Genomic DNA, 19,479 nt, shown 5'->3' with positions numbered 1-19,479 from the left:
TCCTCTCGCGAAGCCCGTTCCTCGATGCCAGGCACGCACCCAGGCGAGGCTGGCCATCTTTGCCCAGGGTGCACTGGCGGTCAGGGGGTGGTGGTGGCGGTGAAAGCCTGTCGGTCCCAGGTGCGGAGGGCGTCGCCGAGGCCGGCGGAGCGGAGGGCCATCGCGGCGGCGCCGATCCAGCCGGCCTCCGACCCCAGCTCGGCCACCCGCACCGGCGGCGCTGGGCGCCAGGCGAGCCCGGCGGCGAGCTGCGTGCGCACCGGCCCGAGCAGCGCCTCGCCGGCGGCGGTGAAGCCGCCGCCGAGCACGATGGTCGTGGGGTCGAGCAGCAGCGTCGCGGTCACCAGCCCCTGCGCCAGCACCGCCATCGCCTCGGCCCACACCACGTCGGCGTCCGGGTCGGCGCCGAGCCGGGCGACCACGTCCTCGGCCGGCAGCGACCGGCCGGACCGGGCCGCGTAGCGCCGGGCCAGGCCGGCGCCGGACACGTAGACCTCCAGGCAGCCGAACTGCCCGCAGGTGCACGCCTCGCCGCCGGGCACCATCGGGATGTGGCCGATCTCCCCGGCCGCGCCGCCGGCCCCGGTCACCGGCCGGCCGTCGGTCACCAGCGCGGCCGCGACCCCGGTGCCGATGGTCACCAGCGCGAAGTCGTCGACCCCGCGCGCCGCGCCCAGCAGCTGCTCGGCCAGCCCCGCCGTCCGGACGTCGTGCCCGGTCGCGACCGGCAGCCCGGTCGCCTCGGTGAGGAGCGCCCGCAGCGGCAGGTCGCGCCAGTCCAGGTTGGACGCGTAGACCACCGTGCCGGTCGCCTCGTCGATCATCCCGGGGGTCACCACGCCGGCGGCCACGACCTCGACGTCCAGGTCCCGCGCGACGAGCGACAGAGCGCGCAGGTGGCCGACGATCGCGCGCACGGTGTCCTCGGCCGGCAGCGTCGGCCAGCGGTCGACGTGCACCGGCCGCCCGTCGCGGGTCACGACCGCGCCCTTCATCGACGTCCCGCCCACGTCCAGCGCGAGCACGGCGGGGGAGCGGGTCATCCGCGCAGCGCCTCGAGCACGGCGCGGATCGGCGCGGCCGAGGTCGCCAGCCGGCGCACGTCGTAGCTGACCGGGGACGACGGCGGGGCCGCCGGGGCGACCGCCTCGGCCGCCCGCAGGTGCACCTCGGGCACCCCGGTGGCGGCCACCAGCGCCGCCACGTTCGCGCCGCGCACCGAGCCAGCGGCCAGGACGACGATCCGTCCGTCGGCCAGCGACACCAGCGAGCGCAGCACCTCGGCGCCCTCGGCGGCCGTCGGCGCGCCACCGGAGGTGAGCACCCGGGCCACGCCCGCGGACACCAGCGCCGGCAGCGCGGCCGGCAGGTCGGGCAGCGTGTCGAACGCCCGGTGGAACGTGACCGGGCACGGCCCCGCGGCCTCGACGAGCCGGGCCAGCACGGCGGTGTCGATCGAGCCGGCCGCGGTCAGCGCACCGACGACGAACCCGACCGGGACGGCGGCCGGCAGCGCCCGGACGGCGGCGATGTCGGCGAGCATCACGTCGACCTCGGCGGGGGAGTAGACGAAGTCCCCGGCGCGCGGCCGCACCAGCACCTGCACGCCGATCCGGGAGACCCGGGCCAGCACGGCCGACACCAGCCCGATCGACGGCGTCGTCCCGCCCTCGGACAGCGCCGCGCACACCTCGACCCGGTCGGCGCCGCACTGCTCGGCGACCGTGGCGCCCTCGACGTCGTCGATGCAGATCTCGACCGCCGTCACGCGGCGGCCAGCCACGCCGCGACGTCCGCACCCGGCTCGATCGCGCCGACGGGCACCCCGCCGCCGAGCACCGGCACCGACGTCCACGCCGCGGCGGCCGACACGTCGACGCCCAGCCCGCCGAGCAGGGTCAGCGCGAGCAGCGTCGTCGCCCGCGGGTTGCCGTCGACGACCTTCATCGCGACCGCCCGGCCGTCCGGACCGGCCACGCCGATCACGCCCTCCGCGCCGCCCTTGGCGACCGTGCCGGGCACCAGCTCCATCACCGCGGTGTTCTGGTGACCGGTGCCGCCGACGTAGAACGGGTGCGTCCGCATGGCGGCCGCGACCTGGGCGCCCGGCCCGTCGGCAGCGAGGGCGAGCGAGCGGAAGGCCGTGGCCAGCCCGCGCACCGACGTCCCGAACAGCGGCGCGCCGCAGCCGTCGATCGCGTCGTGCCGCACCGGCTCCCCGGTCCACTCCGCGGTCACCGCACGCACGTGCTGCTGCAGCGGGTGGCCGGGGTCGAGGTAGGAGTCCAGCGGCCAGCCGTTGACCGCGCTGGCCAGCAGCATCGCCGCGTGCTTGCCCGAGCAGTTCATCCGCACCGTGCTGCGGTCCCCACCGGCGCGGATCAGTCGGAGCCGGGTCTCCTCGTCCTCCGGCCAGTCGACCGGGCAGCGCAGCGCGCCCTCGTCGGCCCCGGCCCGCTCGAGCAGCGACCGGACGACGGCGACGTGCGCGTCCTCGCCGGTGTGGCTGCCGGCGGCGATGGCCAGGGACGGCCCCTCCAGCGGGGCACCCGCGGTCAGGCAGGCGAGCGCCTGCAGCGGCTTGGTGGTCGACCGCGGCAGCACGGTCGCGTCGACGTCGCCGAGCGCCAGCGCGACGGAGCCGTCGGCGTCGAGCGCGATCAGCGAGCCGAGGTGCCGGCTCTCGACCAGTCCGGACCGGCGGACGACGGCCAGTTCGGCGAGGGCATCAGCCACGGGGGAGCTCCAGTTCACGGTCGGCGGCCTGCTCGGCGTCCGCGTCCGGCGGCGCGACCGTGCGCTTCAGCCGGGTCCGCAGCCGCGCGGCGACGTAGGACAGGGCGCCGTTGAAGACCAGGTAGACGAGCGAGACGACCAGGAAGGTCTGGATGAGCAGCCGGTTGTAGGCGCTGAGCACCTGCGCCCGGTAGAGCAGCTCGGTGAACGCCACGACGTAGCCGAGCGAGGTGTCCTTGATCAGGCTGACCAGCTGGGTGACCAGCGACGGCGTCACGTGCCGCAGCGCCTGCGGCAGGACGACGAACCGCATCGTCTGCGCCCGGCCGATGCCCAGGCTCAGCGCCGCCTCGGTCTGCCCGCGCGGCAGGCTGAGCACGCCGGCGCGGACGATCTCGGCGACCACCGCGGAGTTGGCGATGGTCAGCGGGACGACGAGCTTCCAGAGCACCGGCAGGTTGATGCCGTAGGCCGGCAGCCCGAACAGCATGAGGTAGATCAGCAGCAGCACCGGCAGGGTGCGGGCCACCTCGATGTAGCCGGTGGCCAGCCAGCGCACCGGCCGGGTGGGGGACAGCCGGCCGATCGCCAGCAGCACGCCGAACGCACCGGACAGGACGGCGACGATCGCCGCGGCCTGCGCCGTACCGCGCAGCCCGACGAGCAGGTACTCCCAGATCGGCCACTCGAGGAACGGCCTCCACCGGACGGCGTCCAGCTGGCCGCGGGAGCCGAACTGGACCAGGGCCAGGGCCAGCAGACCGAGCAGCACCAGGGCGCTGACGACCGAGCCGAGCATGATCCGCCGCTTGGCCCGCGGGCCGGGGGCGTCGTAGAGGAACGCGCCGCTGTGCGTCATCGGTGGATCGCCACCCTCTTCTCGATCCGGCCGGCGGCCAGCCCGATGGCCAGCGCGAGCGCCATGTAGACCAGCCCGGCGGCGGTGAAGATCGGGATCGGCTGCGCCTCGACGAGGTTCACCTTGTTCACCGCCGAGGTCAGCTCGACCACGCCGACGGTCGCGGCCAGCGCGGTGTTCATCAGCAGCGCGATCATCACGTTGCCCAGCGGCTGCACCACCGCCCGCACGGCCTGCGGGACGACGACGTGCCGCAGCGTCTGCGACAGCCGCAGCCCCAGTGCCCGGGCGGCCTCGACCTGGCCGGACGCGACGGTGTTGATGCCGCTGCGCACCGCCTCGGCCACGTACGCCGCCTCGTAGACGACGAGCACCACGATGACCGTGGTGGTCAGCGGCATGATCAGCCCGGCGTCGGGCAGGGCGAAGACGGCGAGCAGCAGCAGCGCCAGCAGGGGGATGTTGACGAACACCTGCACGTAGGCGAACGCCGCCCCGCGGAGCACCGGGATCGGGCTGACCCGGGCCACGGTGACCAGCACCCCGAGCACCAGGGAGCCGACCGCCGACACCACGAGGATGAGCAGGGTCGTCCCCAGGGCGCGGAGCAGCGGGTCGAGGTTCTCCACTACCGCAGACACGTCGTTCTCCTCCGCTGGCGCTGCTGCATGTCAGTCCGTCCGGGTCAGGAGCCCGGGACCGAGCCGATCTCCGGCGGGGTCGGGGCGTCGCCCTCGACGACGGTGCCCAGGGTCGCCTCGAAGATCTCGGCCCACGAGCCGTCGTCCTCGATCTGCTGCAGCCAGTCGTTCACGAAGTCCTTGAAGTCCTGGTCGTCCGGGGGCAGCCCGATGCCGTAGGGCTCCTCGGTGAACGGCTCGCCGACGACCTTGATGTTGTCGTCGTTCGCAGCCGCCGCGACCAGCAGCGTGTAGTCCTGCACGTAGGCGTCACCGCGGCCCTGCACCAACGCCTGCACCGCCTGCGGGTCGGTGGCGAAGCTGGTCACCTCGGCGCCCGGGGCCACCTCCGGGACGGCGGTCACGGCGGGGGTGTTGGCGCCGACGATCACCGTCTTCCCGTCGAGGTCGTCGACGCCGCTGATGTCGTCGTTGTCCGCGGTCACCGCGATGGCCAGGCCGGAGGTGAAGTAAGGGCCGGCGAAGTTGATCTGCTGCGCCCGCTCCTCGGTGATCGTGTAGGTGTTGAAGACGACGTCGACGGTGCCGTTCTGCAGCAGCGCCTCCCGGGTCTCCGACGCCGGCGGCACAATCTCGATGTTCGGCTCACCGATGATGTAGATCGCCAGCATCTTGGCCAGGTCGATGTCGAAGCCCTCGACGTCGTCGGGGTTGGACGGGTCCTGCTGCGACAGCAGCGGGGCGTCCAGGGCGGCGGCGACGCGCAGCACGCCGCGCTCCTTGATCTCGGCCATCGTCGAGTCGGACAGGATCGCGTCGTCCCCGGCCACCGGGGCGTCGGCGTAGACGGCGTCCAGGCCGGAGTCGCCGCCGCTGGTGGGGACGGCGGACGACGAGTCGTCCGACGAGCCGCCGCACCCCGCGACCGCCACGGAGGCGGTGGCCAGCACAGCGGTGATCAGGGTGAGGCGTCGCCTGGAGAGGCGGGTGTTCCGCATGGCCTTGCCTTTCTCGGGGCCCTGCCGTCGCGCGGCGCCGGGCGTGGGGGTGGGTGGGCGGTCGCCCGCCCGGGTGCGCACGGCCTCAGTGGGCCAGCACGGTCGCGAGGAACGAGCGGGCGCGCTCGCTCCGGGGAGCGTCGAAGAACTGCGCCGGGGGCGCGTCCTCGACGATCGAGCCGGCGTCCATGAACACGACGCGGTCGGCGGCACGGCGGGCGAAGCCCATCTCGTGCGTCACCACGACCATCGTCATGCCGTCGGCGGCCAGCGAGGTCATCACCTCGAGCACCTCGTTGACCATCTCCGGGTCCAGGGCCGAGGTCGGCTCGTCGAAGAGCATCAGCTTGGGCTGCATGGCCAGCGAGCGGGCGATCGCCGCGCGCTGCTGCTGCCCGCCGGAGAGCTGGGCGGGCACCCGGTCGGCCTTGTCGGCGATGCCGACCCGCTCGAGCAGCGCCATGGCCTCGTCCCGGGCCGCCGCCTTCGCCAGCCGGCGCACCTTGAGCGGGGCCAGCATCACGTTGTCGAGCACGCTGAGGTGGCCGAACAGGTTGAACGACTGGAAGACCATGCCGACGTCGGCGCGGAGCCGGGCGAGCTCGGGGCCCTCCACGGGCAGCAGCCGGCCGTCGACCCGGACCTCGCCGCCGTCGATCGGCTCCAGCCGGTTGATCGTGCGGCACAGCGTCGACTTGCCCGACCCGGACGGGCCGATGACGACGACCACCTCGCCGGCCGCGACGTCGAGGTCGATCGAGCGCAGCACGTGCAGGGCGCCGAAGTGCTTGTCGACGCCGCGCATGCTGACCATCGGGGTGCCGGCCGTCGCCGCGTTCGTCGTCACGCCGTACTCCCGTCGTCCAGCCCGCCGGCGTCGCTGCCGTGTCGGTTGGACGAAGGCTAAGTGGCGATCGTTACGCCGAGAAGTCCATCAAGTATTTCCACTTCTGGACGAAGAGCATCGCAGTTGGGCGGGGCTGCGTGTTTCACTGACCGGCATGTCCGCCCCCGTCGCCGACCGGTCGGCCACGTCCCCGAGCGCCGTCCTCGCCCTGGTGCGGCGTGGCCGGGCCACCTCCCGCGCCGACGTGGCCCGGGAGACCGGGCTGTCGGCGACCACCGCCGCCGCACGGGTGGAGATGCTGATCCGCCGCGGCTACCTCGTGGAGACCGGCACCGGCCCGTCGGCCGGGGGGCGGCCGCCACGCCGGCTGGAGCTGCGCGGCGGCGCCGGCCTGGTGGTGGCGGTGAGCCTGGGTGAGCGGCACGCGGCCATCGCCGTGCTGGACGCCGCCGGGCGGCAGGTGGCCGAGCGGCACCTGCCCACCGTCGTCTCCGACGGACCCGAGGCGGTGCTGCGCACCGTGGTCACCGCCGTCGAGGAGGCCGTCGCCGCGGTGGACGACGCCCCGCCCCTGCTGGCGATGTGCGTCGGCGTGCCCGGCCCGGTCAGCGCGCGCACCGGCCTGGTCGTCTCACCGGCCCGGATGCCCGGCTGGAACGGCGCCGACGTCGCCGCGATCGTGCGGCAGTGGCTGCCCGTGCCGGTGATCGTGCAGAACGACGCCAACCTGATGGCGCTCGGCGAGCACGGTGCGGGCGGCTCGCCGACCGAGGACATGGTGTTCGTCAAGGTCGGCTCCGGCATCGGCTGCGGCGTGGTCGCCGGTGGCGTGCTGCACGTCGGCGGCGGCGGGTTCGCCGGCGACATCAGCCACACCACCGTGCCCGGCGCCCCGCCGGTGCCCTGCTCCTGCGGCCGGGTGGGCTGCCTGGACGCCGTGGCCAGCGGCGCCGCGCTGGTCGAGCAGCTGGCCGAGCGCGGGGTCCCCTCCGGCGGCACCGAGGGCATGCTGGACCTGGCCCGGGACGCGCACCCGCTCACCACCCAGCTGCTGCGCGAGGCGGGTGGGAGCACCGGCACGGTGCTGTCGACGATCCTCAACTTCTACAACCCGGCCCGGCTGGTGATCGGCGGGCACCTGAGCAGCGCGGAGGCCTTCGTCGCCGGCGTGCGCTCGGCGATCTACGCGCAGTGCCCGCCGATGATCACCGACACCCTGGAGATCGCGGTCAGCCGGGTCGGCCCGCAGGCCGCCGTGCTCGGCGCCGCCCGCGAGGCGCTCGACCTGGCCTTCTCACCGGCGTCGCTCGCCGCCCGGGCCGCCGCCCGCTGACCGGAGGGGCGCGTGGGGCGGGTGGTGTGACGACCCCGCGACGCGGCCGCGGCGGGACCGTGTCCGGCCCGTGTCGGCGGTCACCGTGCCCCAAGATCCGCGCAGGGACCACCGAGAGGACAGGACGTGGCGGGGATGCGCGGGATCGTCGTGATCGACCAGCCGGTCGAGGACCGGGTCGTCGGTTGGCACGTGCACATCAGCAGGGGCCGGGCCTCCGGCATGGCCGGCGCGTGGGTGCTGGTGGCCGACGACCCGCGGATCCCACGGCTGCTGGACCGCCAGGTGCTGGTGACCACCGACCGGGCCGCCCAGCGGTTCGGCCGCGGGGCCGACGTCCACCACCTCGCCATGGCGATCATCGCCGAGACCAGCGCGATGAGCGCCGCGGTCGCCATGGCCGCCCCGCGGATCCCGACCCGGCCGGTCGCCGCGGTCGCCGCCGACCCGCTGGCCAGCACCGCCCTCACCCTCGCCACCTGGGTCGCCGACCTGCTCGCCGCCTGGGACGCCATCGAGCAGCAGCGCCTCGCCGACCCGCGGCTCGTCGCGCGCGGCGGCCCGACCGCCCGCCCGCTCCCGCCCGGCTGGGCGCCGACGCCGGTGGCCCCGCCGACTGCGACGCCCACCGCACCGGCTGCCGGGGCGGCTCCGCTGGCAGCATGAGCTCCCCGCCGCTCGTGCTCTGCTCACCCTGGTGAGCAGAGCACAAGCGCGGCAGACCCGATCAGCCGAGCGGGTGCTGGGCGAGGAACCCCGCCACCAGCGGCACGAACTCCTCGGCCCGCTCCATCCCCAGCGCGTGGCTCGACCCCGGGCCGGTGAACATCTCCAGCCGCGCCCCGGGGATCGCCGCCGCCACCTGCTCGCCGTGCCACGGCGGGGTCAGCAGGTCCTGCTCGCCGGCGACCACCAGCGTCGGCACCGTGATCGACCCCAGCCGGTCCAACGTGTCGTGCGCCAGGTCGGCGTCCCACTGCTCGGCGCAGGTGGCCATCTGCGCGGGCGTCCGCGGGAACAGCGGCAGCACCTGCTCGATCAGGGCGCCGAACTCCGGGCTGGCCAGCAGCTGCGGTGAGAACGCGACCCCCAGCGCGCCGAGCGCCGCCTCCATGTCGCCGGTCCGCCAGGGGTGCGCCAGACCGGTCAGCATCGCCCGCTGGAACCCGTCGGTGCGCGCCCACGTGCAGTACAGCACCAGCGACGCGACCCGGTCCGGCGCGGCGAGCACCAGCTCCTGGGCGATCGCGCTGCCCAGCGAGTAGCCCAGCACGTGCGCGCGCTCGACCTCCAGGGCGTCCAGCACACCGAGCGCGTCGGCCGCCAGCGAGCCCACGGTGAACGCACCGGCCCCGCGCTCGCTGCCGCCCATGCCCCGCAGGTCGTAGGTGACCACCCGGTACCGGCTCGCCCACGCCTCGGCCATCTCGGTCCAGAACCCCAGCGACTGGCTCGTCCCGTTGATCACCAGCAGCGGCTCGCCGTCGCCGTACTCCTGCACGGCGACGGCGATGTCGCCGACCTGGACGGTGCGGGGCGGGTGCGTCGTCGGTGTGCTCATCAGGTCTCCCGAGCTCGTCCAGGAACGGACCCAGAGCACAGCACAGGACGCGCCGTCGGCGACAGCCCCAATGTGACTCAGGCCACAAGACGCCGTCCGGCGGTGGTAGGAACGACCCGGGACGGCGCACGACGACGTGCGCCCCCACGGGAACTGGGGGATCGGTCATGACGATGACGGACGCGGCTCCGGCGGCGCTGGACGAGCGGGTGGAGCACGTCGACGTGCTGGTCGTCGGCGCCGGCATCTCCGGCATCGGCGCCGCCTACCACCTGCGCGACCACTTCCCGGACCGGGGCGTCGTCGTGCTGGACGCGCTGGAGGGCCATGGCGGCACGTGGTGGACCCACCGCTACCCGGGCGTCCGCTCCGACAGCGACCTGTTCACCTTCGGGTACCGGTTCAAGCCGTGGCGCGGGCCCTCCATCGCGACGTCGGAGGAGATCCTCCGCTACCTCGACGAGGTCGTCGCCGAGAACGGGCTGGACGCCCACATCCGCCACCGGCACCGCGTCACCTCGGCCAGCTGGTCGACCGACGACCGGCGGTGGACCGTCCAGGTCACCCGCACCGACACGGGGGAGGAGCTGACCTTCACCACCGGCTTCCTCTGGATGTGCCAGGGCTACTACCGGCACGACCAGGGCTACACGCCGCAGTGGCCGGGCACCGACCGGTTCCGCGGCGAGGTCGTCCACCCGCAGCACTGGCCGGCCGACCTCGACCTCACCGGCAAGCGGGTCGTCGTCATCGGCTCCGGCGCGACCGCGGCCACGCTCATCCCCGCCATCGCCGACACCGCGGCGCACGTGACGATGCTGCAGCGCTCCCCGACGTTCTTCTACGCCCGGCCCCGGACGCACGAGCTGGCCACCCAGCTCCGCGCGCTGGACGTCCCGGAGGAGTGGACGCACGAGATCCTCCGCCGCGCCTACATCGCCGAGCTCGACGAGCTCACCCGGATCTCCGCCGAGTCGCCGGACCTGGCCCGGGAGTTCCTCATCGAGTCGATGCGCCCGCAGCTCCCGCCGGACGTCGACATCGACAAGCACTTCAACCCGTCCTACCGGCCCTGGCAGCAGCGGATCGCCGTGCTGCCGGACGGCGACCTGTTCACGGCGATGCGGGAGGGCAAGGCGTCGGTCGTCACCGACACCATCGAGACCTTCACCGAGACCGGCATCCGGGTGTCCTCCGGCGAGGAGCTGGCGGCCGACGTCGTCGTCACCGCCACCGGCTTCGACCTCAGCGTCTTCGGCGGCATCGCCTTCACCGTGGACGGCGAGCCGGTCGACGCCGCGCAGACCGTCACCTACCGCGGGCTGATGTTCACCGGGCTGCCCAACCTGGCCTACGTGTTCGGCTACTTCCGGCACAGCTGGACGCTGCGCGCCGACCTGATCAGCGACTTCGTCTGCCGGCTGCTGGCCCACATGCGGGAGCAGGGCGCGACGATGGTCGTCCCGCAGCTCCGGCCCGAGGACGCCGGCATGCCGCTCGGGCCGTGGGTCGACCCGGAGAACTTCAACCCCGGCTACCTGGCCCGCTCGATGCACCTGATGCCCAAGCAGGGCGACCGCGAGCCGTGGACCCACCTGCACGAGTACGCCGAGGAGCGGCACCTGCTGCCCGCCGCCGACCTGGACGACGGGACGCTCGTCTACCGCTGAGGGAGCGCCTGCCCGGCGATCCGGTCCAGCCAGTCACCGAGCATCGTCCGGTGCTCAGCGCGGCGGCCGGCTGAGCCGCCACTCCCGCGGGGTCGTCCCGTACGCCTCCCGGAAGCGGCGGGCGAAGTGGCTGGCGTCGGTGAACCCGCAGGCGGCGGCGGTCGCGGCGATCGACCGCCGCCGTCCGGCCGGCGTGCTCAGCTGGGTGCGGGCCAGCTCGAGCCGGCGCGCGATGACCTCCTGTTCCAGGCTCAGCCCGGCCTCGCTGCACGCCCGGTAGAGCAGCCGCACCGAGACCGCGTGGGCCGCGGCGATCGTCGCCGGCGTCAGCGCCGGGTCGGTCAGGTGCTGCGCGAGGTAGGCCCGCACCCGGGTGACCAGCGTCTGCTCGCGCACCGTCGCCCGCAGCCGGTCGTCCCCGGCCGCCGAGACGATCAACGCCCGCACCAGCTCGACGGTCGCCGTGCCGAGGGCCGCGCTGCCGGCGTCGGACGACCACGCCGCAGCCCGGTTGCACACCTCGTCCAGGTGCCCCCGCACCAGGTCGTGCAGCGGGCTGGCCCGCAGCCGCGGGACCGCCCGCCGGACGACGTCGACCGGGAGGGCGAGGTGGTCGTGCAGCACCTGGAACGAGCGGGAACCCCCGCCGGTCGCGCAGCCGAAGTCGTAGGGCGCGGTCAGGTCGACCAGCATCAGGTCGGCGCCCTGCACCAGCTGCTCGTGGCCGAGCTGCGCGTACTCGCCGCGCCCGGCCTGCTGGAACGCCACCGCGACCACCGGGGGGCTCTCCATCCGCACGTGCCGCGGGGTGCGGACGAGCCGGAAGCCCGACGCGTCGGTGTTGAAGACCGAGGCCCGGCCGAAGGGCACCAGCGTCATCCGGGCCTGCAGCTCGCCGGTCGGCTGCCGGTGCTCGATGCGGCACGGCACCGAGGCCTCGCCCATCGCGACCCGGAAGGCCTCGGCCCGGTCGGCGCGCGGCACGTCGCGGGTGTCGAGCAGCAGCATCGGCGGTCCCTGGGTCGGTGACGTCCCCGTGAGGGTCCTGAGCCTGGCAGCCGACCGCACGCCGGGGAACCACTCCCGGCACCGAGGGACCAGACCCGTGCACGCACAGCCGATCCCCGCCCCGCAGCCGCTGCCAGGGTCCTCGCCACCACAGCCCGTTCCGGCAGCGAGGAGACCACCGTGACCGCGCCCGACACCATCGTCCTGATCCACGGCTTCTGGGTGACCCCGCGGAGCTGGGAGCACTGGAAGGCCCACTACGAGGCCAAGGGCTTCCGGGTGCTCACCCCGACCTACCCCGGCTACGAGGTCGAGGTCGAGGCGCTGAACGCCGACCCGACGCCGATCGCCGAGGCGACCCTGCCGGCGATCGTCGCGCACATGTCCGAGGTCGTCGGCGCGCTGGAGACGCCGCCGATCCTGATCGGGCACTCCGCCGGGGGCACGATCACCCAGATCCTGCTCGACCGCGGGTTCGGCGCCGTCGGCGTCGTCCTGAACTCCGCGCCGACCGAGGGCGTGAACGTCGTCCCGCTGTCGCAGGTCCGGTCCACCTGGGCGGTGCTCAAGAACCCGGCCAACCGGCACCGGGCGGTCGGGCTCACCGAGGAGCAGTGGCACTACGCGTTCACGAACACCTTCAGCGCGGAGGAGTCCCGCGCGCTCTACCTGCGGTACCACGTCCCGGCGGCCGGCCGGATCCTGTGGAACTCGGTGCTGGCCAACCTGATGCCCGGCCCGCAGGACGCGCACGTCGACTACAGCAACGACGCCCGCCCGCCGCTGCTGTTCGTCTCCGGCGGCGAGGACCACATCATGCCGCCGTCGGTGCAGCGCTCGAACGCGAAGCACTACCGCGGCGACACGGTGACCGAGGTCGTGGAGCACCCCGGCTACCCGCACCTGCTGCCCGCGTCGCCGGGCTGGGAACGCATCGCCGACGAGGTGCTGGAGTGGGCGCTCGCGCACGCGACCGGGGCGCAGCGGAAGGTCACCGGCGCCCAGTGAGGCTGACCCACGTCGGCGGGCCCACGCTGCTGGTCGAGGTGGCGGGCTGGCGGCTGCTCACCGACCCGACGTTCGACCCCCCGGGACGGCGGTACGCGTTCGGCTGGGGGACCAGTTCCCGCAAGGTGGCCGGGCCGGCGCTGCAGCCCGCCGAGCTGCCCGACGTCGACGCCGTGCTGCTCAGCCACGACCACCACGCCGACAACCTGGACGACGCCGGCCGCGCCTTCCTGCCCTCGGTGCCGGTGGTCGTGACGACGGCGTCCGGTGCCGTCCGGCTCGGCGGCACGGCGCGCGGGCTGGCGCCCTGGACGACGACGGTGCTGGAGGCGCCCGGCCGGCCGGCGCTGCAGGTGACCGCGACCCCGGCCCGGCACGGCCCGCCGCTGAGCCGCCCGGTCGCCGGCGACGTCGTCGGGTTCGCGCTGCGGGTGGCCGGCAGCGACGACGGCGTGCTGTGGATCTCGGGCGACTCCGTGCTGTTCGGCGGGCTGCGCGAGGTCGCCGAGCGGTTCACGGTCGACACCGCCGTGCTGCACCTGGGCGGTGTCCGGTTCCCGGTCACCGGCCCGCTGCGGTACTCGATGACCGGACGGCAGGCGGTCGAGCTGTGCCGGCTGCTCGACCCGCGCACCGTCGTCCCGGTGCACTACGAGGGCTGGAGCCACTTCGCGCAGGGGCGGGCCGGGGTGGAACGGGACCTCGCCCGGGCGCCGGACGACGTCCGGCGGCGGTTCCGCTGGCTGCCGAGGGGGACGCCGGTCGAACTGGCGCGCGCGGACCGGTGATGTCACGGGGCGGCCGGTGAGATCGTCTCCTGGTCATGGGCATGCGGATGGTGGTGGCCGGCGGGACCGGCGAGGTCGGGAAACACGTCGTCGCGCAGGCGCGAGCGGCCGGGCACGACGTGGTGCCGCTGTCGCGGAGCAGCGGCCAGGACGTCGTCGCCGGCCGGGGGCTGGCCGAGGCGGTGGCCGGGGCGGACGTCGTCGTCGACGTGCTGAGCGTGGCGACGACGTCGGCGGCGAAGGCGACCGCCTTCTTCCGCGCGACGACGCAGCACCTGCTCGACGCCGAGCGGACCGCCGGGGTGGGGCACCACGTCGCGCTGTCGATCGTCGGCATCGACGGGGAGACCCGCGGCTACTACGCGGGCAAGGTCGCCCAGGAGCGGCTGGTGGAGGCGGGCCCGGTGCCCTGGACGGTGCTGCGGGCCACCCAGTTCCACGAGTTCGCGCCGCAGATGGTGCGGCGCACGTCGGTCGGGCCCTTCGTGGTCGTCCCGGCGATGCGCACGTCGACGGTCGCCGCCGCCGAGGTGGCGGCGGCGCTGCTCGCGCTGGCCGAGGGCGCCCCGCGCGGGCGGGCGACGGACCTGCGCGGGCCGGAGGAGTCCGAGCTGGCCGACCTGGTGCGCCGCTGGCTCGCCGCCACCGGACAGCGCCGGCGGGTGCTCCGGGTGCCGCTGCCCGGCGCCTCCGGCCGGCGGGTGCGCGACGGGGCGCTGGTCCCCGGCCCGGGCGCCGACCGCGGCCGGCAGACCTTCGAGCAGTGGCTCACCGAGGCCGTGGCTCAGAGGTAGCCGCCCACCTCGTGCACCGAGCGGCCGCCGGGCAGCGCGCGCTCCTCACGCAGCGCGTAGAGCTCGGCGAGGGTGGACTGCCCGGCCGGCGCCGGGCTGTCCGGCCCCAGCCACGCCTGCGCCTCGGCCTGCGACAGCGGCGCGAACTCCACCGCGCTCAGGCAGCGCCCGGGCCGGGTGATCGCCGGGTGCAGGCTGCCGGCGTCCTCGTTGGTGGTCAGCAGCACGAGCACCTGCAGGCCGTGGCCGAGGATGCCGTCGCACAGGTTGAGCAGCCGCCCCAGCGAGGCCCCGGCGCGGGCCCGGGCATCGGTGCGCAGGTACTCGTCGCAGTCCTCGGCGACGACCAGCCGCCACGGCCGGCCGCCGCGCGGCGTCTCGTCCTCGTCGCCGCCGGCCACCTCGAGCAGGTACTGCGGGTTCACGAAGAGCTGCTCGGGGTCGGTGACGTAGTGCGTCTCGCACCAGTCCGACCACTGCCGGCTCAGCGCGCGGACCGCGGTGGTCTTGCCGGTGCCCGGCGCGCCGTGCCACAGCACCAGCCGGCCGCTGCGGGAACCGAGGTCGTCGAGCCGCATCAGCTGGTCGAGCGCAGCGGCCGTGCCGCCCGGGTAGTTGGCCGCCACCGTCGCCCAGTCCGGGGCGGCCACGGTGCGGCTGGACTCGGCGGGGTGGTCGCCCCCGCCGGACCAGAAGCGCATCCGCACCGAGCCGGCGGGCACCGCGACCGCCTGCCGCGCGGCCTGGACCAGCCGGGCCAGCGTCGCCTCGGCGTCGTCGGCGTCCGGTCCGACCACGGTCAGCGTGGTGATGCCCCAGCGCACGGAGAGGTGCACGAGGCCGCTGCCGACGTCGGCGAGCACGGCCCGCCACTTCTCCGCCCGCTGGTCCAGCCGGACGCGTGCGCCGGCCGGCAGCAGGATGGTCAGGTCCTCCAGCGAGCCGGGCACCTCGGCCGCCCGGTGGTGCGGCATGGCGCCGCTCCACTGCGCCTCGAGCAGCACGGCGTCGCTGATGTCCTCGACGTCCGCCAGCGACACGCTCGGGACGACGGCAGCCGGCCGGGCGGCGGGCAGAGCGGGTGTCACGGGGGGTCTCCTTGTCCGGACGGCGACGAGCCTGCCGGACGGTACGGGGTCGGTCGGACGATCCCGAGTCGTTTCCGAGCCGTTCCCGGCCCGTACCGGCCCCGGTGGTGCCGCATCGGCGCGGCACCACCGGAGCCGGGCGGCGGTCAGGCCAGGCGGCGGGCGGAGTGGAAACCGCCCATCCGGTCGACGTCGACCACGGACACGGTCGAGCCGGCGGTCGGCGCGTGCACCATCTGCCCGTTGCCGAGGTAGATCCCGACGTGGCTGACCGGGCTGTAGAAGAACACCAGGTCACCCGGCTGCAGGTCGCCGCGCGCGACCGGCGTGCCCATCCCGGACTGCACCCGGGACGAGTGGGGGAGCGAGATGCCCGCGGCCGCGAAGGCGTACTGGGTGAGCCCCGAGCAGTCGAAGGAGTTCGGGCCGGCGCCGGCCCAGACGTAGGGCTTGCCCTGCTGGGCGAGCGCAGTGTCCAGGACGGCCTGGGCGGTCGAGCTGGCGGCCGCGACGGAGGTCACCGGTGCGGCGGCCGGGGCGCTGGTGCCGCCTGCGGCCTGGGCGGTCATCGGGGTGAGCACCAGCCCGGCGCCGGTCAGCAGGGCGAGGACCGCCCCGCGGCCGGACCGGACAGGACGGAGGTGTGCGGACGTGCGCATGTGCGGTGTTTCTCCTGGTTCTCCGGAACCGCCTACCGAGTTAGCTGACGGGTTCGGGCGGGGAACTCGCCCGGCTCGGCCCGCACCTGCGTGCGGGCCGCGCTTCACCCCAGAACTGCGATGGGTCCCCGGCCCGGGCGTGCGCTGCTGGTCCAGCAGCGCCCGGTTCGGCGGCGCCTGACGGGTGTCACCACGGGGGCGGTGACGTCGCCCCGGCAGGCTCGACGAACGTAAGCGGGACGGCGCGGACCGGCTGGCGCACGCTCGGTGACCGCGACCGGGCCGCCGACCCGGGGACGCGCGGACCGGACGGCGACTCGCCGAGGTCGACCTGCGGGCCGCTCGATCGCCGGATCAGTCACGCACGGTGATGTGGCGCCCAACGGACCGTGCGACGACTTGATCGGTGGTGCGCGTGCCCTGACGCCGCGTCACCGGAGGCGGACAGCACGGCAAGGCGTCGTCGTCCTCGGGAGGGCCGGGCGGTGGTCGCTCGTTGTCACGGCCGTCCGACGTCCTGAGGTCGGCCCGGACGGTCGTCGAGGGGTTTGCGCATCAGCGCGCGGGTCAGCACCTGGTCGGCCAGGTGCACGGTCTCGACCTCGACCTCGCTGAACCCGCAGCGTTCGAACACCGGCACGGCGCGCCACGACGCGTGGGTGACCAGCGTGCGCACGCCGGCGGCGAGGGCGGCTGCCTCGATCGTCCTGAGCAGCAGGCGGGCGACCCCGCGGCCACCGTGGCGCGGACCGACGAACAGCTGGTCCACCTCGCCGCGCTGCAGGGCGCCGCTGGGCGTCAGGGCGACCGACCCGAAGCCGGCGACGTCACCGGCCGCATCCACGGCGACGAACACGTCGGTCCGCTCGATGAGGTCACGGTGGCCGGCGACCGAGCGGGTCGCCGCCCAGGCAGCCAGCTGCGGCTCGCTGTAGTGCGCGGCGGCAGCCTGCCGGATCGCGGCGGTGCTCAGCTCGCACAGCGCGGCCGCGTCCGCCGGCATCGCCGGCCGCACGGTCAGGTCGGCGCCCACCGTGGTCACCGCGCGGTGCCGGGAGCACCGCCCGGCCGCTGCACCGCGAGCGCCTCGCGGACGCCGGCGACGAACTGCGCGGGCTGCTCCCAGGCGGCGAAGTGCCCGCCGGAGGTCGGCTCCTGCCAGCCGCGGAGGTCGAACAACCGCTCGACGACCGACCGGGGCGCGTGCAGGATCTCGCCGGGGAACTGGCTCACCACGGTCGGCACGTCGATCCGCCCGATCCCCGGGCTCCGCTTCACGTACGGCGCGAACGAGGTGCCGATCGACCCGGTGACCCAGTAGGCGGTCACCCAGGTGAGCACCTCGTCCCGGGAGAAGACCGACTCGACGTCCCCGCCGCAGTCGCTCCAGCTGCGCAGCTTCTCCACGATCCAGGCGGCCAGCCCGGCGGGGGAGTCGCCCAGGGCGACGGCGAGGGTGTGCGGCTTGGTCGCCTGCTCGATCAGGTAGCCGCCCTCGGTGGCCCGCCACTGCAGCATCCGGTCGAGCATCGCGCGCTCCTCGGCGTCGAGGTCCGCGCGGTCGGCGGACAGCATCGACGAGTTGGCGACGTCGGTGAGGTGCAGCGCCGACACCTCACCCGGCCGGCCCGCCGCCAGCGCCGTCGCGACGCCCCGGCCGATGTCACCACCGGAGACGACGTACTGCGCGTACCCCAGCTCGGCCATCGCCGCGGCGACGAGCCCGGCCATGTCGGCCGCCGACAGGTCCCGCGCCGCCAGCGGCGCCGCGAACGGGTAGCCGGGCAGCGCCGGGACGACGACGTGCACGTCGGTGAGCAGCGGGAGGGCCCGCTCGTAGCGCAGCACCGAGTCCGGCCAGCCGTGCAGCAGGACGACGGCCGGTCCGGCCGGGTCCGCCGCCCGCTGGTGCACGACGCGCAGGCCGCCGGCCAGCTGCCACGGCAGCGCGCGGATGCGCTCCTCGTGCGGGCGCCAGTCGTAGTCGGCGGCCCAGGTGGCGAGCAGTTCGTCGAGGTAGCCGTGCTCGGTGCCGCGGTCCCAGCCCGGCGTGCCGGTGCCCTCGACCCGGCGGTACGCCCGGAGCCGGGCGCGCAGGTCGTCGAGCACGGCCTGGTCGGTGCGGGGCGGGGCGGCGTCGCTCACGGGGTCCTCCTCAGCCGGGGGCCAGCCGGAACACCGGCCAGCCGATCTCGGTGCGCCACTCTGCCGCATCGGGGGTGTCCCGCGGGCCGACGAGGTAGGTCTCGCGCACCGGGCCGGCGACCGCGAGCGCGTGCTCGACCACCCAGCTGCCGAGCTCGCCGTAGGTGACCTCGATCGAGCCGTGGTCGCCGGCGTGCGTGGCGACGGCGAGCTCCACGGCGGGCAGCGTCACCGGGTGCACCCGCCCGGTGCGCGGTGGCGTGGCCGTCGGCCGGTACACCAGCACGTGCCCGCGGCCGTCGGTGAACAGCTCGTTGTCGTACAGCCCGCCGGGCACGTGCCGCTCCGGGACGGCGGCGTCCAGCTCCGCCATGGCGCCGGCGTACCACTCCAGGACGTCGGCCAGGTCGACCTCCGCCTCGACCGCGGCGACCGTCGTCGCGGGCACCCGGCGCAGCTCGACGTCCCGGGGCTGGGGGCGGAGCAGCCGCTGGAGGGACACGACCGCCGACCGGGTGCGCTCCAGCTGGTCCTCCAGCCGGCGCAGGTGGTCGGCGACCAGCCCGGCCCGGACCTCCGGGTCGGGGGTGCGCAGGATCCGCTGCACGTCGGCCAGCGGGACGTCGAGCTCGCGCAGCCGGTGGATGACCTGGGCGACCGGGATCTGCTCGGCCCCGTAGTACCGGTAGCCGCTGGCCCGGTCGACCGTGGCCGGCTCGAGCAGCCCGGCGTCGTGGTACCGGCGCAGGGTGCGGACGCTGAGGTGGGTCAGCTGGGAGAACTCGCCGATCGTGAGCACCCCGGCACTCTGCACCCTCCTGCCGGGGGAGGGTCCAGCGCTTGACCTTCTCCCTGCGGGAGGCCGCAGGGTCGGGCCATGGACATCACCTTGCCGGACACGATCCGCAGCTTCCTGACCGCGCACACCCAGCGGGACGCCGACACCGCGCTCCGCTCCTTCACCCCGGACGCCGTCGTCGAGGACGAGGGCCGCACCTTCCGCGGGACCGAGCAGGTGCTCGGCTTCCTGCAGGGCGGCGGCTCGGAGTACACGTACACGACCGAGCTGACCGGGGCGCAGCGCATCGACCACGAGCACTGGGTCGCGGTGAACCACCTGGAGGGCGACTTCCCGGGCGGCGTGGTCGACCTGCGCTACCGGTTCACCCTGCGCGACGGGCTGATCGCGGAGCTGTCGATCGCGCCGTGAGCCACCTGCCCGACGCGCGGTGACGCTCCTGTCAAGGGGCTCCGGACATCTGTGGACAGGCCGCTGACCTGGGGATTCGATTTCTCGTCTGCCTCCTACCGCGGTAGACTTCGCACAAGTGTTCGAAGCGGTGG

21 protein-coding genes and 1 riboswitch are annotated in these 19,479 nt (G+C 74.9%); of the genes, 7 read left to right on the top strand and 14 right to left on the bottom strand.

The genetic code is table 11. From position 1 onward, the window contains the following. Positions 1 to 80 precede the first annotated feature (80 nt). From HL054_RS20410 to HL054_RS20380, 7 genes are all read right to left on the bottom strand, one after another. Positions 81 to 1,043 (bottom strand): ROK family protein, encoded by a 963-nt coding sequence (locus HL054_RS20410; RefSeq protein WP_369140932.1) that lies wholly within the window; start codon positions 1,041 to 1,043, stop codon positions 81 to 83. Further along, positions 1,040 to 1,783: a copper homeostasis protein CutC gene (locus tag HL054_RS20405; RefSeq protein ID WP_369140931.1), complete on the bottom strand. Its 744-nt coding sequence runs from the start codon at positions 1,781 to 1,783 to the stop codon at positions 1,040 to 1,042. The genes HL054_RS20410 and HL054_RS20405 overlap by 4 nt, the downstream gene beginning before the upstream one ends. Next, a complete protein-coding gene (locus HL054_RS20400) occupies positions 1,765 to 2,736 on the bottom strand; it encodes an asparaginase (RefSeq protein ID WP_369140930.1) in 972 nt (323 codons plus the stop codon). Before HL054_RS20400 ends, HL054_RS20405 begins: the two co-directional genes overlap by 19 nt. Next, on the bottom strand, positions 2,729 to 3,595 hold the full coding sequence (locus HL054_RS20395; protein ID WP_369140929.1) for an amino acid ABC transporter permease: 867 nt from the start codon (positions 3,593 to 3,595) through the stop codon (positions 2,729 to 2,731). Before HL054_RS20395 ends, HL054_RS20400 begins: the two co-directional genes overlap by 8 nt. Then, positions 3,592 to 4,236 carry an amino acid ABC transporter permease gene (locus tag HL054_RS20390; protein ID WP_369140927.1) on the bottom strand — a complete coding sequence of 215 codons (645 nt, stop codon included), beginning with the start codon at positions 4,234 to 4,236 and terminating at the stop codon, positions 3,592 to 3,594. The genes HL054_RS20395 and HL054_RS20390 overlap by 4 nt, the downstream gene beginning before the upstream one ends. A 44-nt stretch (positions 4,237 to 4,280) precedes the next feature. Continuing rightward, positions 4,281 to 5,234 carry a glutamate ABC transporter substrate-binding protein gene (locus HL054_RS20385; RefSeq protein WP_369140926.1) on the bottom strand — a complete coding sequence of 318 codons (954 nt, stop codon included), beginning with the start codon at positions 5,232 to 5,234 and terminating at the stop codon, positions 4,281 to 4,283. An 85-nt stretch (positions 5,235 to 5,319) separates the two neighbouring features. Then, positions 5,320 to 6,081, bottom strand: coding sequence for an amino acid ABC transporter ATP-binding protein (locus HL054_RS20380; protein ID WP_440347959.1), 762 nt, complete (start codon positions 6,079 to 6,081; stop codon positions 5,320 to 5,322). Positions 6,082 to 6,235: 154 nt separating this feature from the next. Between HL054_RS20380 and HL054_RS20375 the strand changes: the two genes are divergently transcribed. Continuing rightward, a complete protein-coding gene (locus HL054_RS20375) occupies positions 6,236 to 7,414 on the top strand; it encodes an ROK family transcriptional regulator (protein ID WP_369140925.1) in 1,179 nt (392 codons plus the stop codon). Between the two features lie 126 nt (positions 7,415 to 7,540). Further along, positions 7,541 to 8,080 carry a hypothetical protein gene (locus tag HL054_RS20370; protein ID WP_369140924.1) on the top strand — a complete coding sequence of 180 codons (540 nt, stop codon included), beginning with the start codon at positions 7,541 to 7,543 and terminating at the stop codon, positions 8,078 to 8,080. A 61-nt stretch (positions 8,081 to 8,141) separates the two neighbouring features. On the opposite strand, the gene HL054_RS20365 is transcribed toward HL054_RS20370, so the two are convergent. After that, a complete protein-coding gene (locus tag HL054_RS20365; protein WP_369140923.1) occupies positions 8,142 to 8,975 on the bottom strand; it encodes an alpha/beta fold hydrolase in 834 nt (277 codons plus the stop codon). Between the two features lie 167 nt (positions 8,976 to 9,142). Here HL054_RS20365 and HL054_RS20360 point away from each other — a divergent pair, with 167 nt between their 5' ends. Then, complete coding sequence (locus HL054_RS20360; RefSeq protein WP_369140922.1) at positions 9,143 to 10,645, top strand: flavin-containing monooxygenase; 1,503 nt, start codon at positions 9,143 to 9,145, stop codon at positions 10,643 to 10,645. 54 nt (positions 10,646 to 10,699) lie between these two features. Here the strand turns inward: HL054_RS20360 and HL054_RS20355 are convergent, their stop codons facing one another. Further along, positions 10,700 to 11,653: a helix-turn-helix domain-containing protein gene (locus HL054_RS20355; protein ID WP_369140921.1), complete on the bottom strand. Its 954-nt coding sequence runs from the start codon at positions 11,651 to 11,653 to the stop codon at positions 10,700 to 10,702. Positions 11,654 to 11,833: 180 nt separating this feature from the next. On the opposite strand from HL054_RS20355, the gene HL054_RS20350 reads away from it, so the two are divergent. From HL054_RS20350 to HL054_RS20340, 3 genes are read left to right on the top strand one after another with little or no spacing between them, the layout of a single operon-like run. After that, entirely contained in the window at positions 11,834 to 12,661 is an 828-nt protein-coding gene (locus tag HL054_RS20350) for an alpha/beta hydrolase (protein WP_369140920.1), read from the top strand. Continuing rightward, positions 12,658 to 13,449 carry an MBL fold metallo-hydrolase gene (locus tag HL054_RS20345; protein ID WP_369140919.1) on the top strand — a complete coding sequence of 264 codons (792 nt, stop codon included), beginning with the start codon at positions 12,658 to 12,660 and terminating at the stop codon, positions 13,447 to 13,449. Before HL054_RS20350 ends, HL054_RS20345 begins: the two co-directional genes overlap by 4 nt. A 35-nt stretch (positions 13,450 to 13,484) precedes the next feature. Beyond that, a complete protein-coding gene (locus HL054_RS20340) occupies positions 13,485 to 14,243 on the top strand; it encodes an SDR family oxidoreductase (protein WP_369140918.1) in 759 nt (252 codons plus the stop codon). Here the strand turns inward: HL054_RS20340 and HL054_RS20335 are convergent. The 5 genes from HL054_RS20335 to HL054_RS20315 form a co-directional block, all read right to left on the bottom strand. Further along, positions 14,234 to 15,331 (bottom strand): DUF5925 domain-containing protein, encoded by a 1,098-nt coding sequence (locus tag HL054_RS20335; RefSeq protein ID WP_369140917.1) that lies wholly within the window; start codon positions 15,329 to 15,331, stop codon positions 14,234 to 14,236. The genes HL054_RS20340 and HL054_RS20335 overlap by 10 nt on opposite strands. Before the next feature lie 146 nt (positions 15,332 to 15,477). Then, positions 15,478 to 15,990 (bottom strand): C40 family peptidase, encoded by a 513-nt coding sequence (locus HL054_RS20330; RefSeq protein ID WP_369140916.1) that lies wholly within the window; start codon positions 15,988 to 15,990, stop codon positions 15,478 to 15,480. Positions 15,991 to 16,005: 15 nt separating this feature from the next. Continuing rightward, positions 16,006 to 16,173, bottom strand: a riboswitch (cyclic di-AMP (ydaO/yuaA leader). A gap of 316 nt (positions 16,174 to 16,489) precedes the next feature. Next, a complete protein-coding gene (locus tag HL054_RS20325; RefSeq protein WP_369140915.1) occupies positions 16,490 to 17,032 on the bottom strand; it encodes a GNAT family N-acetyltransferase in 543 nt (180 codons plus the stop codon). Continuing rightward, positions 17,029 to 18,135, bottom strand: a complete 1,107-nt coding sequence (locus HL054_RS20320) for an epoxide hydrolase family protein (RefSeq protein ID WP_369140914.1) — start codon at positions 18,133 to 18,135, stop codon at positions 17,029 to 17,031. The genes HL054_RS20325 and HL054_RS20320 overlap by 4 nt, the downstream gene beginning before the upstream one ends. Before the next feature lie 10 nt (positions 18,136 to 18,145). Next, positions 18,146 to 18,934 carry a MerR family transcriptional regulator gene (locus tag HL054_RS20315; protein ID WP_369140912.1) on the bottom strand — a complete coding sequence of 263 codons (789 nt, stop codon included), beginning with the start codon at positions 18,932 to 18,934 and terminating at the stop codon, positions 18,146 to 18,148. A 78-nt stretch (positions 18,935 to 19,012) separates the two neighbouring features. On the opposite strand from HL054_RS20315, the gene HL054_RS20310 reads away from it, so the two are divergent. Next, positions 19,013 to 19,345 carry a nuclear transport factor 2 family protein gene (locus HL054_RS20310; RefSeq protein ID WP_369140911.1) on the top strand — a complete coding sequence of 111 codons (333 nt, stop codon included), beginning with the start codon at positions 19,013 to 19,015 and terminating at the stop codon, positions 19,343 to 19,345. Positions 19,346 to 19,479: the final 134 nt, after the last annotated feature.

It is taken from the genome of Modestobacter versicolor (genome assembly GCF_041028285.1).
GTDB classification, from domain to species: Bacteria; Actinomycetota; Actinomycetes; order Mycobacteriales; family Geodermatophilaceae; genus Modestobacter; species Modestobacter versicolor_A.
Note: the sequence above shows the minus strand (reverse complement) of the source record. Positions and strands in the feature narration are given on the sequence as shown.